Here is a 14228-nt window from a genome sequence, read left to right as displayed (position 1 = left end):
GGGAGCGGTCGGCAGGGGGCCTGGTCGCCTCCGCCATCTCGGGCATCTCTGAAGGAGTTCACATGCGGCGTGGCATAGCGGCCACCGCGCTGGTTGCGGCACTGGCAATGGCAGCGACAGCGTGCGGCGGAGACGGCGACAGCGGTGACAAGGCCGGCGGCCCGGTCACCCTGACCTGGTGGGACACGTCGAACGCGACCAATGAGGCGCCTACGTACAAGGCGATGATCGCCGAGTTCGAAAAGGCGAACAAGGACATCAAGGTCAACTACGTCAACGTCCCGTTCGACCAGGCTCAGAACAAGTTCCAGACCGCGGCCGGCAGCAAGGGTGCCCCCGACATCATCCGCGCCGAGGTCGGCTGGACCGCCTCCTGGGCCAAGTCGCAGTTCCTGGCCCCGCTCGACGGCACGGACGCGCTGGGGAAGACCGAGGACATCACCCCCTCGCTCCTCAAGCAGGCCCAGTACGAGGGCAAGACCTACGGTGCCCCCTTCGTCACCGACTCCCTCGGCCTGATGTGGAACAAGGAGATCCTGAAGAAGGCGGGCTTCGACAAGGCCCCGGCCACCTGGGAAGAGATCAAGACGGTCTCCAAGGCCGTCAAGGAGAAGGCCGGCGTCGACGGCTTCCAGCTCCGCGCCGACTCCTACTTCGAGCTTCCCTTCCTCTTCGGCGAGGGCACCGACATGGTCGACGCCGCCTCGAAGAAGATCACCGTCAACTCGCCCGAGGCCGTCAAGGCCGTCGACGCGAGCAAGGCCCTCCTCGCCGCGCCGGGTGTCGCCAAGCTCGATGTGACCGCCGACTCCTACGCCCACATGATGGACGCCTTCAACACCGGCAAGGTCGCGATGATCGTCCAGGGCCCGTGGGAGCTGACGAACATCTACAAGGGCACCGCGTTCAAGGACAAGGCCAACCTGGGCATCTCCGGTGTCCCGGCCGGCTCCACCGGCAAGGCCGGCGCCCCGACCGGTGGCCACAACCTCTCGGTCTACGCCGGTTCCGACAAGGCGCACCAGGCCGCGGCCCAGAAGTTCGTCGGCTTCATGACCTCGGGTGCGACCCAGGCCAAGATCGCGCTGAAGAACGGCACGCTGCCGACCCGCACCTCCGCGTACACCGCCGAGGTCAAGGCCACCCCGGGCATCGCCGAGTTCCAGGCGATCCTCGCCGGCTCCGCCCGGCCGCGTCCGGAACTGCCCGAGTACAGCTCGCTCTTCGCCGACCTCGGCACCAACCTCACCGCGATCCTCCAGGGCAAGGTGAGCACCCAGAAGGGCCTGGACACCACCGCCGAGTCCTACAAGAAGCTGCTCAAGGACTTCTCCTAAGTCTGCCGCCCGTGGTGGTACGGCCGGGAAACCCCGGCCGTACCACCACGGCGCACTCCGTACACCCTCCTGAGAATCTGTCGTAAAGGTGTCGAAGATGACCGTCGCCGTCGAGGGCGGAAGCGAGAAGACCCGCCGTGGCTCTGCGCCGCGCCGCGGGCCGATCAGCCGTATCAGGCAGTCGTACAACCGCAATTGGTATGCCTGGGCGATGGTGGCCCCGGTGGTCGCGGTCATCGGCGTGCTGGTGGTCTACCCGCTGATCCGCGGCATCTATTTGTCGCTGACCGACGCCAACAGCAACAACGTCGGCAAGACGATCGGCGTCAACAAGATCCCCGACAGCTTCTCCTGGGTGGGTTTCGACAACTACACGGAGATCCTCTCCGGGGGCGACCACCAGTTCTGGCCCCACTTCACCTGGACCATCGTCTGGACCGTGGTCTGCGTGGCCCTGCACTACAGCATCGGCATGGGGCTCGCGCTGCTGCTCAACCGCAAGCTCCGCGGCCGCACCTTCTACCGGATGGTGCTGATCCTGCCGTGGGCCGTGCCGACCTTTGTCACCGTGTTCGCCTGGCGGCTGATCCTCGCCGACGACGGCGGCGTCCTCAACCTGGCGCTGGATTCGCTCCATCTGCCCACCGCGCCCTGGCTGAGTGACCCCTTCTGGCAGCGGACCGCCGCCATCATGGTCAACACCTGGGTCGGCGTCCCCTTCATGATGGTCTCGCTGCTCGGCGGTCTGCAGTCGATCCCGTCCGAGCTCTACGAGGCGGCCGAGGTCGACGGTGCGACGCCCTGGCAGCGCTTCCGCCATGTCACGGTTCCCGGCCTGCGCTCCGTTAGCAGCACGGTCGTGCTGCTCGGCATCATCTGGACCTTCAACCAGTTCGTCGTGATCTTCCTGCTGTTCGGCGCGACCGGAGCGCCCGAGGCACAGATCCTCGTCACCTGGGCCTACCGCCTCGGCTTCGGCCAGGACCCGCGCGACTACGCAGGCTCCGCCGCGTACGGCGTCATCATCCTGTCGATGCTCATCGTCTTCGCCTCCTTCTACCGGCGCTGGCTGGCCCGCAACGAGAAGGCCGTCTGACGGCCGCCCCGGAAAAGGAACCAGCCATGACGAAAGAGAGGGGAGCGACCCCCATGAGCACCACCGCAGATGCCCCGGTCGCGGCCGCCGAACGGGCAGCCGCCGTCCCGCCCCGCAAGCCCGCCGCGGGCAAGCGGCAGCTGAAGCGCGGCGAGCGCCCCCGTTCCGCGTCCGTGCTCATCCACACCGTGCTGATCGCCGCCGCCTTCATAGCGGCCTTCCCGATCGCCTGGATCGCCTGGATCTCGCTCGGCCCGGACAAGACCGACTACCTGCACCCGGGCGACATCGCAGACAAGATCAGCTTCGAGAACTACACGACCGTTCTCGGCGACACCGAGTTCCTCCAGTGGTTCGCCAACTCGCTGATCGTCGCGCTCGGTACCTGCCTGCTCGGCGTCTTCATCGCCGCCAGCTCCGGCTACGCGGTCTCCCGCATGCGCTTCCCCGGGCACCGCCAGCTGATGTGGACCTTCCTGGTCACGCAGATGTTCCCGGTCGCCATCCTCATGGTGCCGCTCTACAACATCCTCGCCAACCTGGGTCTGCTGGACACCTACTGGGCGCTGATCCTGGTCTACTGCACCACCGCGATCCCGTACTGCGCCTGGCTGCTCAAGGGATACTTCGACACCATCCCCAAGGAGATCGACGAAGCCGGCCGGGTCGACGGCCTCTCGCCCTTCGGCACCTTCTACCGGCTGATCCTGCCGCTCGCCCGGCCCGGCCTGGCGGTCGCCGCCTTCTACACCTTCCTCACCGCCTGGGCCGAAGTCGCCTACGCGTCGGTCTTCATGCTCAGCGAGGACAAGTACACCCTCGCCGTCGGCCTGACCAGCTTCATCAGCGAGCACGACACCCAGTGGGACCTGATGGCCGCGACCTCCGTGCTCATCGCCATCCCCGCGTCGCTGTTCTTCTACCTGGTCCAGCGCCACCTGGTCACCGGTCTCACCGCCGGCGCCGCCAAATCCTGACCCGTACGACCCGGGGCACCCGGCCCGAACACCGGCCGGGTGCGCCCTGCTGTCCGACGTTTCGCCCGAACCGCTGCACCGAGCCTCCGAGCCTCCAAGGGATCGAGAATGACCCACTACCTGGCTGACGCCCATCGCACCACCGACCGGACCGCTTCGGCGGACTGGTGGAGAAGCGCCGTCATCTACCAGGTGTACCCCCGCAGCTTCGCCGACGGGAACGGCGACGGCATGGGCGACCTTCCAGGCATCCGCAGCCGGCTGCCGTATCTGAAGGAACTCGGTGTCGACGCCGTCTGGCTCAGCCCCTTCTACGCCTCCCCGCAGGCCGACGCCGGGTACGACGTGGCCGACTACCGCGCCATCGACCCGATGTTCGGCACGCTGCTGGACGCCGACGCGCTGATCCGCGACGCCCACGACCTCGGGCTGCGCATCATCGTCGACCTGGTGCCCAACCACTCCTCCGACGCGCACGAATGGTTCAAGCGCGCACTGCGCGAGGGCCCGGAATCGCCGCTGCGCGAGCGCTACCACTTCCGTCCCGGCAAGGGCGCCGCTGGTGAACTGCCGCCCAACGACTGGGAGTCCATCTTCGGCGGCTCCGCGTGGACCCGTACCCAGAACCCGGACGGGACCCCCGGCGACTGGTACCTGCACCTCTTCGCGCCCGAGCAGCCCGACTTCAACTGGGAACACCCGGCCGTCGCCGACGAGTTCCGCTCGATCCTGCGGTTCTGGCTCGACATGGGCGTCGACGGCTTCCGCATCGACGTCGCCCACGGCCTGGTCAAGGCGGCGGGTCTGCCCGACATTGGCTCCGGCGACCAGCTCAAGCTGCTGGGCAGCGATGTCATGCCGTTCTTCGACCAGGACGGTGTCCACGAGATCTACCGCGCCTGGCGCACGATCCTGGACGAGTACCCGGGCGACCGGATCGCGGTGGCCGAGGCCTGGACCCCGACCGTCGAGCGCACCGCCAACTACGTCCGCCCCGACGAGCTGCACCAGGCCTTCAACTTCCAGTACCTGGGCACCCATTGGGACGCGGCCGAACTGCGCGCGGTCATCGACGTGTCGCTGGGCGCCATGCGGCCCGTCGGCGCCCCGGCCACCTGGGTGCTCTCCAACCACGACGTGACCCGGCACGCCACCCGCTTCGCGAACCCGCCCGCCGGCACCCAGATCCGCGAGCCCGGCGACCGTGAACTCGGCCTGCGCCGGGCCCGCGCCGCCACCCTGCTGATGCTGGCGCTGCCCGGCTCCGCGTACCTCTACCAGGGCGAGGAGCTCGGCCTCCCCGACGTCACCGATCTGCCCGACGAGGTACGCCAGGACCCGGCCTTCGGCCGCACCGAGGGCCAGGACGGCTTCCGCGACGGCTGCCGGGTGCCGATCCCCTGGACCGCCGAGGGCTCCTCGTACGGCTTCGGCACGGGCGGCAGCTGGCTGCCCCAGCCGGACAGCTGGGCCGCGCTCAGCGTCGAGGCGCAGACCGGGGTTCCGGGCTCGACCCTGGAGCTGTACCGCAGCGCGCTTGCGCTGCGCCGGGAGCACCCCGCGCTCGGCGCGGGCGACGCGGTCGAGTGGCTGGACGCCCCCGAGGGCGTGCTCGCCCTGCGGCGCCCGGGCGGCTTCGTCTGCACCGTGAACACCACGGGCGCGGCCGTACGGATCCCCGCCCCCGGCCGCGTCCTGCTGGCCAACACCGCCGTCGAGCCGGCCGGCGGCAATGTCGAACTGCCCGCGGACAGCACTGTGTGGTGGACGGAGTGACCATTCCCCCCGCGCGGGGCGAGTCGTCGCGGGGCGGTGCCGTCCAGACCGGCGCCACCCCGCGGCTCGCGGACATCGCGGCCCAGGCCTCGGTCAGCGAGGCGACGGCCAGCCGGGTCATGAACGGCAAGTCGGGCGTCGCGAGCGGTACCCGCCAGCGGGTGCTCGCGGCGCTCGACGTGCTCGGCTACGAGAGGCCCGTACGGCTGCGGCAGCGCAGCGCGGGCCTCGTCGGGCTGCTGACCCCCGAGCTCACCAACCCGATCTTCCCCGCCTTCGCCCAGGCCGTCGAACAGGTCCTGGCCGGGCACGGCTACACGCCGGTCCTGTGCACCCAGCTGCCGGGCGGCGCGACCGAGGACGAACTGGTCGAACAGCTCCAGCAGAGCGGTGTCAACGGCATCGTGTTCCTGTCCGGGGTGCACTCCGACACCTCGGCCGACCACTCGCGGTACGCAGAACTCGTCGGCCGGGGCGTGCCGTTCGTCCTCATCAACGGCTACAGCGAGCACATCAGCGCGCCCTGCGTCTCCTGCGACGACCGGGCGGCGATGCGGATGGCCGTACACCATCTGGCCGAGCTGGGGCACGAGCGGATCGGTCTCGCGATCGGCCCGCTGCGCTATGTGCCGGCCAGCCGCAAGGCCGAGGGGTTCACGGACGCCCTCGTCGGCATCCACGGCTACACCGCCGCGGCGGCCGAACAGCTGGTCCAGCGCTCGCTGTTCAGTGTCGAGGGCGGCCATCAGGCGGCCGGAGCGCTGCTGGACAAGGGCTGCACCGCGATCGTCTGCGGCAGCGACATGATGGCCCTCGGCGTGGTCCGGGCGGCCCGGGAGCGGGGCCTGGACGTGCCGTACGACCTCTCGGTCGTCGGCTTCGACGACTCGCAGCTGGTGGCCTTCACCGATCCGCCGCTGACGACGGTACGCCAGCCGGTGAAGGCGATGGCCGCGGCGGCGGTGGGTGCGCTGCTTGAGGAGATCCAGGGAAGTCCCGTACAGAGCACGGAATATGTCTTCCAGCCGGAGCTCGTGGTACGGGGCTCGACGGCGCAGGCGCGGCGGTAGGTTCTGGCGGGGCTTGTTCCCCACCCCGCCCCTTCCCGTAACTGGGGGCAAGCCCCCGGACCCCGTGCGGGGGCTCCGCCCCCGGACCCCCGCGCCTCAAACACCGGCGGGGCTGAATTTCGCGCCCAGGGCCACGCCTCAAACGCCGGCGGGGCTGAAATTTCCCGCCGGTCGGCCTGAAGAACAGGCCGACCGGCGGAAATTCAGCCCGTCCGGCGATTGAGGACATGCGGCCGAAGGTCGCATACGGGGGTCCAAGGGGCGAAGCCCCCATCCGCGCCGCGAAGCCGGCGCGCGGGGTCTGGGGCTTGCCCCAGTTCGGGAAGGGGCGGGGTGGGGAACAAGCCCGCCGCAGGCGCCCCGATCCGCCGGGACCGGACCGGCCGGCCGGGCGCGTGGGGCCCGGGGCTGCCGGGCCCCCGGCCGACCGGCCCGGAGTCAAGGTTGAACGTAACACCACTGCAAACCTTGCGAAAGGTCTTGCAGTGAGGAACGGCAAGATTTCCGCGGTGCTACGCCAGCATGTCCAAAGGGTTGACCTCGGCCCGCGGGAATCGTACGGTCGCGACCGCAATAACTTTCTGCGTTCTTGCAGCAAGAATCATCAGCACCACAAAGGCCTTACGGGCATGGCGCGTTGCCGGGCAAGGCTCACCGTCACCCGCATTCCCCCACGTATGCACAGTGCTGTGCAGGAGGACACATGGCCAGCAGACCTCTGGCTGCCGCGCTCGCCCTGGTGGCGGGCACGGCGGTCGCAGTGATCGCGCCACCCGGAGCCGCCCGGGCGACGCCGCCCGGCGACAAGGACGTGACCGCCGTCCTGTTCGAGTGGAACTTCGCCTCGGTCGCCAAGGCGTGCACCGACCAGCTCGGACCCGCGGGCTATGGATTCGTCCAGGTCTCCCCGCCCCAGGAGCACATCCAGGGCCCGCAGTGGTGGACCTCGTACCAGCCCGTCAGCTACAGGATCGCGGGCCGCCTCGGCGACCGCGCCGCGTTCAGCGGCATGGTGAACACCTGTCACGCGGCGGGCGTCAAGGTCGTCGTCGACAGCGTCATCAACCACATGGCATCCGCGTCCGGCACCGGCACGGGCGGCTCGAATTACGAGAAGTACTCCTACCCCGGCGTCTACTCCGGCGCCGACATGGACGACTGCCGGTCGACGATCACCAACTACCAGGACCGCGCCAACGTCCAGAACTGTGAGCTCGTCCAGCTAGCCGACCTGGACACCGGCGAGGACTACGTACGCGGACGCATCGCCGCCTATCTGAACGATCTGCTCACGCTCGGCGTCGACGGCTTCCGTGTCGACGCCGCCAAGCACATGCCCGCCGCCGACCTCGCCAACATCAAGTCCCGGCTCAGCAACCCCGGCGTGTACTGGAAGCAGGAGGCGATCTACGGAGCGGGCGAGGCGGTCTCGCCGAGCGAGTACCTCGGCAACGGCGACGTCCAGGAGTTCCGTTACGCCCGGGGCCTCAAGCAGGTCTTCAACAACGAGAACCTCGCCTACCTGAAGAACTACGGCGAGGGCTGGGGCTACATGGAGTCGGGGAAGTCGGCGGTCTTCGTCGACAACCACGACACCGAGCGCGGCGGCGACACCCTCAACTACAAGGACGGCGCCAACTACACGCTCGCGAACGTCTTCATGCTGGCCTGGCCCTACGGCTCCCCGGACGTCCACTCCGGCTACGAGTGGTCCGACAAGGAAGCGGGCCCGCCGGGCGGCGGCGCGGTGAACGCCTGTTACAGCGACGGCTGGAAGTGCCAGCACGCCTGGCGGGAGATCACCTCCATGGTCGCCTTCCGGAACACCGCGAGCGGTCAGGCCGTGACGAACTGGTGGGACAACGGCGCGGACCAGATCGCCTTCGGGCGCGGCACGAAGGCGTACGTCGCCATCAACCACGAGGGGTCCCCGCTGACCCGGACCTTCCAGACCTCGCTGCCCGCCGGCGACTACTGCGACGTGCAGTCCGGCAGGGGTGTGACGGTGAACGGCTCCGGCCAGTTCACGGCGACGCTCGGCTCGAACACGGCGCTGGCGCTGCATGTCAACGCCCGTAACTGCGGGTCGAGTTCGGCGTCCGGCGCGTCCTTCAACGTCAACGCGACGACGGTGACCGGACAGAACATCTACGTCACCGGCAACCAGGCAGCGCTCGGCAACTGGAACCCGGCCGGCGCACTGAAGCTGGACCCGGCGAGCTATCCGGTCTGGAAGCTGGACGTCGCGCTGCCCGCGGGGACGGCGTTCGAGTACAAGTACATCCGCAAGGACGCGGCGGGGGCGGTGACGTGGGAGACGGGCGCGAACCGGTCGGCGACGGTGCCGGTGAGAGGTTCGGTGACCTTGTCGGACACGTTCCGCACGTAACGCTGCGCCGCCTGCCCCGGGGGCGCTGCCCCCGGACCCCCCGCGCCTCAATCGCCGGCGGGGCTGAATATTCAGCCCGTCCGGCGTTTGAGGACACGCGCGAAGCGCGTTCGGGGTCTGGGGCGGAGCCCCGGTTCGGGAAGGGGCGGGTAGGGGACAAGGCCCGCCGCAGGCGCCCCGCACCCGCACCCCGCACGCCCGCCCCCCAACACCCCCGCCCCGCCCAAGGAGACCCAAACCGGTGACCACCATCCGCCGCACCGCCGCCGGAACCGCCCTCGCGATTCTCGCCGCGCTCATATCCGCCGGCCCCGCCGCCTCCGCCCCCAGACCCCCAGCCCCACCCTCCGACGCCGCGCTCGCCGCGCAGCCCGCCCGGCACGATCTGACCCGGGAGCAGTTCTACTTCGTCCTGCCCGACCGGTTCGCCAACGGCGACACGTCCAACGACCGCGGCGGGCTGACCGGTTCGCGCCCGGAGACCGGTTACGACCCCGCCGACAAGGGCTTCTACCAGGGCGGCGACCTCAAAGGGCTGACTGGGAAGCTCGACTACATCAAGGGCCTCGGCACCACCGCCATCTGGCTCGCGCCGATCTTCAAGAACCGGCCCGTCCAGGGCACCGGCAAGGACGCGTCGGCCGGGTACCACGGGTACTGGATCACCGACTTCACCCAGGTCGACCCCCACTTCGGCACCAACGCCGATCTCGAGAAGCTGATCGACAAGGCCCACGGCAAGGGCATGAAGGTCTTCTTCGACGTCATCACGAACCACACCGCCGACACCGTCGACTACGCGGAGAAGAAGTACGGCTACCGCCCCAAGGGCGCCTATCCCTACCTCGACAAGGACGGCCGCCCCTTCGACGACCGCACGGCGATCGGCAAGGTCGACGCCGACTCCTTCCCGTACACCCCCAAGGCCAGTGGTCAGAAGGTTCCCGCCTGGCTCAACGACCCCACGATGTACCACAACCGGGGCGATTCGACCTTCGCGGGCGAGAGCTCCGAGTACGGCGACTTCTCCGGCCTCGACGATCTGTGGACCGAGCGTCCCGAGGTCGTGAAGGGCATGGAGCAGATCTACGAGAAGTGGGTCCGCGACTTCGACATCGACGGCTTCCGCATCGACACCGTCAAGCACGTCGACATGGACTTCTGGACCCAGTGGGCCACCGCGCTCGACGCGTACGCCGCCAGGCACGGCCGTGACGACTTCTTCATGTTCGGCGAGGTCTTCTCCGCGGACACGGCGATCACCTCGCCGTACGTCACGCGCGGCCGGCTCGACGCCACCCTCGACTTCCCCTTCCAGGACGCGGCCCGCGCCTTCGCCTCGCAGGGTGCGCCCGCCGAGCGTCTCGGGAAGGTCTTCGCCGACGACTACCGCTACACCAGCGGCAAGGCCAACGCCTATGAGCAGGTGACCTTCCTCGGCAACCACGACATGGGCCGGATCGGCACCTTCCTCAGGCAGGACCATCCGCAGGCCGACGACGCCGAGCTGCTGAAGCGCGCGCGCCTGGCGAATGAACTGATGTTCCTGAACCGCGGCAACCCGGTCGTCTACTACGGCGACGAGCAGGGCTTCACCGGCGCGGGCGGCGACAAGGACGCCCGCCAGAGCCTGTTCGCCTCCAAGACCCCCGACTATCTGGACGACGACCAGCTGGGCACGGACCGTACGCACGCGTCGGACGCGTACGACACCGGGCACCCGCTCTACCGCTCGATCGCCGCGCTGTCGAAGCTCACCAAGGAGCACCCGGCGCTGCGCGACGGCGTCCAGAAGGAGCGGTACGCCAAGGACTCGGTGTACGCCTTCTCCCGTACGGATGCCAGGACGCGCACCGAGTACATCGTCGCCGCCAACAACCAGGCCGTGCCCACGACCGTGACCGTCCCGGCAGACGCGGCCGACTTTGTCACCCTGTACGGCGGTTCGGGCGCGGTGCACGCCACCGACGGGAAGATCACCCTCGCCGTCCCCGCGCTGTCGTCGCTGGTACTGAAGGCCGCAAAGCCCCTGGCTCAGCCCGCCGCCAAGCCCACCCTCACCCTCAAGGCCCCGCCCGCCGGAGCCACCGGCACCGTCGAGATCAGCGCACAGACCGGCGGCGGGCAGCTCGACCGTGTCGTCTTCGCCGCCCAGACCGGCAACGGCCCTTGGCGCACCCTCGGCTCCGCCGACCACGCCCCGTACAAGGTCACCCAGCACATCGACGCCACGGTGGCGGCCGGAACCCCCCTGCGCTACAAGGCAGTTGTGGTCGACAGCGCGGGACGCACAGCGAGTGCCCCGGCGCAGACGACCGCCGGGCAGGCCCCGCCGCCCGAGAAGCCGGTGGCCGTCGAGCGCGACTTCGCGGTCGTCCACTACCAGCGCCCCGACGGCGACTACGACGGCTGGCAGCTGAAGGCCGGCGAGCAGCAGGCCGCGTACACCGGGCGGGACGCGTACGGCGCGTTCGCCTGGGTCAAGCTCGCCGAAGGCGCCTCGGCCCTGACGTACACCGTCGAGAAGAACGGCTCGGCCGACGGCCCGCAGCGCACGATCGACCTCGCCCGCACCGGCCAGGTCTGGATCGCGCAGGGCAAGGACGGCCAGTCCGCCACCGCGCCCGACGGCGCCTACCCTCCGCAGGACAAGACCAAGGCCGTCCTGCACTACCACCGGCCCGATGGGGGTACCTCCCAGGCCGAAGGCTCTGGGGGAGACTACGACGGCTGGGGTCTGCACACCTGGACCGGCGCGAAGGATCCGACCGACTGGTCCAGGCCGCTCCAGCCGGTGAAGAAGGACGCGTACGGAGTGACCTTCGAGGTGCCGCTCGCCGCGGGCGCGACCTCGCTCAGCTATATCGTCCACAAGGGCGACCAGAAGGACCTGCCGAACGACCAGTCCCTGGACCTCGCGACGTATACGAACGAGGTCTGGCTGCTGGCCGGGCAGCCGAAGTACCTGCTGCCGCAGACCGGCGGCGCCCCCTCGCTGGACCTGGCGAAGGCCGAGGCCCAGTGGATCGACCGGGACACGGTCGTCTGGAAGGTGAAGGCCACCGACGCGACCAGCCAGCAGCTGGTGTACGCGCCGAACGGCGGCATCTCCGTCGTCGACGGGGCGCTCAGCGACGAGGGCCGCTGGCTGCGGCTGAACGCCGCCGCCCTGACCGACGCGCAGAAGGCCAGGCACCCGCATCTCGCAGCGTATCCGGCCTTCAGCGTCGACCCGCGCGACCGCGACCGGGTGCGCGATGCCCTGCGCGGCCAGCTGATCGCCACCCAGCGCGCCGCGAACGGCGCGCTGCTCGGCGCGACGGGCGTACAGATCCCGGGAGTTCTCGACGACCTGTACGACGCGACCGGCGCGAAGCTCGGTCCGGTCTTCGACCGCGGCCGCCCCACCCTGTCCCTGTGGGCCCCCACCGCTCAGTCCGTCTCCCTCGAACTCGGCGGCACGAAGGTCGCGATGCGGCGGAACGGCACCAGCGGCGTCTGGTCCGTCAGCGGTCCGAAGAGCTGGGCGGGCAAGCCGTATCGCTATGTCGTCAAGGTCTGGGCGCCCAGCGTCCAGAAGGTCGTCACCAACAAGGTCACCGACCCGTACTCCACCGCCCTGACCACCGACTCGGCCCGCAGCCTGGTCGTCGACCTCGCCGATCCGCGTCTCGCCCCCAAGGGCTGGGCGGCTCTGAAGAAGCCGACCGCGGTGCCGCTGCGCGACGCGCAGATCCAGGAGCTGCACATCCGCGACTTCTCGGTCGCGGACCGCACCTCCAGGCACCCGGGCCAGTACCTCGCCTTCACCGACCGCGATTCGGCCGGGACGAAGCATCTGCGCGCGCTCGCCGCGTCCGGGACGTCCTACGTGCACCTGCTGCCCGCCTTCGACATCGGCACCATCCCCGAGAAGAAGTCCGGCCAGACCGTCCCCGACTGCGACCTGAAGGTGTACGCGCCCGACTCCGAGGAGCAGCAGGCCTGCATCGCCAAGGCTGCCGCGAAGGACGCGTACAACTGGGGCTACGACCCGCTGCACTACACCGTCCCCGAAGGCTCCTACGCCTCCGACCCCGAAGGAACCCGGCGCACGGTCGAGTTCCGGCAGATGGTCCAGTCCCTCAACGAGGGCGGCCTGCGCACGGTCATGGACGTCGTCTACAACCACACGGTGGCGAGCGGCCAGGCAGACAAGTCCGTACTCGACAGGATCGTGCCCGGCTACTACCAGCGCCTCCTCGCCGACGGCACCGTCGCCACCTCCACCTGCTGCGCCAACACCGCGCCCGAGAACGCCATGATGGGCAAGCTCGTCGTCGACTCGGTCGTCACCTGGGCCAAGGAGTACAAGGTCGACGGCTTCCGCTTCGACCTGATGGGACACCACCCGAAGGCCAACATCCTCGCGGTCCGCAAGGCACTCGACGCGCTCACCGTCGAGCGTGACGGCGTGGACGGCAAGAAGATCATTCTCTACGGCGAGGGCTGGAACTTCGGAGAGATCGCCGACGACGCCCGCTTCGTCCAGGCGACCCAGAAGAACATGGCCGGAACAGGGATCGCGACCTTCTCCGACCGGGCCCGTGACGCGGTCCGCGGCGGCGGCCCCTTCGACGAGGACCCAGGAATCCAGGGCTTCGCCTCCGGCCTGTACACCGACCCCAACGCGTCCGCGGCGAACGGCACTCCCGCCGAGCAGAAGGCCCGCCTGCTGCACTACCAGGACCTGATCAAGGTCGGCCTCACGGGCAATCTCGCCGCGTACACCTTCACCGACAGCTCCGGCCGCACCGTCAAGGGCTCCGAGGTCGACTACAACGGCGCCCCCGCCGGATACGCGGCCGCCCCCGGCGACGCCCTCGCCTACGCGGACGCCCACGACAACGAATCCCTCTACGACGCGCTCGCCTTCAAGCTCCCCCGGGCCACCTCACCGGCCGACCGGGCACGGATGCAGGTCCTCGCGATGGCGACCGCGGCGCTCTCGCAGGGGCCCGCGCTCTCCCAGGCCGGGTCGGACCTGCTGCGCTCCAAGTCGCTGGACCGCAATTCGTACGACAGCGGCGACTGGTTCAACGCGATCCACTGGGACTGCAAGGACGGCAACGGCTTCGGGCGCGGACTGCCTCCGCAGGCCGACAACAAGTCCAAATGGCCCTTCGCCAAGTCGCTGTTGACGGCGCCCTCGCTCACAGTGGGCTGCGACCGGATCGACGGCGCGTCGGCCGCCTACCGGGACCTGCTCACCATCCGCGCCACCGAGAAGGCCTTCAGCCTGGCGTCCGCGGGCGAGGTGCAGTCCACTGTCTCCTTCCCGCTCTCGGGCAGGGACGAGACCCCCGGCGTGATCACCATGGCCCTTGGTGACCTGGTGGTCGTCTTCAACGCGACACCGGACACGCAGACCCAGCGGGCCGAAGACCTCGCCGGCCGTTCGTACGGCCTGCACCCCGTCCAGACGGCGGGGGCGGACCCTACCGTCAAGAAGGCCTCGTTCGAAGGGAGTTCGGGAACCTTCGCCGTTCCAGGGCGTACTGTCGCCGTCTTCGAACGGAAGTGAGGCCCGCGGCGATACGGTGA

At 69.5% G+C, this 14228-nt stretch carries 7 protein-coding genes; all 7 read left to right on the top strand.

All coding sequences use genetic code 11. The features are described from left to right. Positions 1-62: 62 nt before the first annotated feature. The 7 genes from OG741_RS11670 (at position 63) to pulA (ending at position 14208) form a co-directional block, all read left to right on the top strand. Positions 63-1337, top strand: coding sequence for an extracellular solute-binding protein (locus tag OG741_RS11670; protein ID WP_405596773.1), 1275 nt, complete (start codon positions 63-65; stop codon positions 1335-1337). 97 nt (positions 1338-1434) lie between these two features. Next, positions 1435-2433 carry a carbohydrate ABC transporter permease gene (locus OG741_RS11665; RefSeq protein WP_266477140.1) on the top strand — a complete coding sequence of 333 codons (999 nt, stop codon included), beginning with the start codon at positions 1435-1437 and terminating at the stop codon, positions 2431-2433. Positions 2434-2486: 53 nt separating this feature from the next. Then, complete coding sequence (locus OG741_RS11660; RefSeq protein ID WP_405596771.1) at positions 2487-3410, top strand: sugar ABC transporter permease; 924 nt, start codon at positions 2487-2489, stop codon at positions 3408-3410. A gap of 108 nt (positions 3411-3518) precedes the next feature. Further along, entirely contained in the window at positions 3519-5186 is a 1668-nt protein-coding gene (locus OG741_RS11655; protein ID WP_405596769.1) for a glycoside hydrolase family 13 protein, read from the top strand. After that, on the top strand, positions 5171-6256 hold the full coding sequence (locus tag OG741_RS11650; protein ID WP_405596767.1) for a LacI family DNA-binding transcriptional regulator: 1086 nt from the start codon (positions 5171-5173) through the stop codon (positions 6254-6256). The genes OG741_RS11655 and OG741_RS11650 overlap by 16 nt, the downstream gene beginning before the upstream one ends. A 703-nt stretch (positions 6257-6959) precedes the next feature. Further along, entirely contained in the window at positions 6960-8645 is a 1686-nt protein-coding gene (locus OG741_RS11645) for a carbohydrate-binding module family 20 domain-containing protein (RefSeq protein WP_405596766.1), read from the top strand. A 241-nt stretch (positions 8646-8886) separates the two neighbouring features. Continuing rightward, a complete protein-coding gene (pulA, locus tag OG741_RS11640; protein WP_405596764.1) occupies positions 8887-14208 on the top strand; it encodes a pullulanase-type alpha-1,6-glucosidase in 5322 nt (1773 codons plus the stop codon). The last annotated feature ends 20 nt before the right edge of the window (positions 14209-14228 follow it).

The organism is Streptomyces sp. NBC_01410 (assembly GCF_045040195.1).
Classification (GTDB): domain Bacteria; phylum Actinomycetota; class Actinomycetes; order Streptomycetales; family Streptomycetaceae; genus Streptomyces.
The sequence above is the reverse complement of the archived record's forward strand: the minus strand, read 5'-3'. Positions and strand labels throughout refer to the sequence as shown.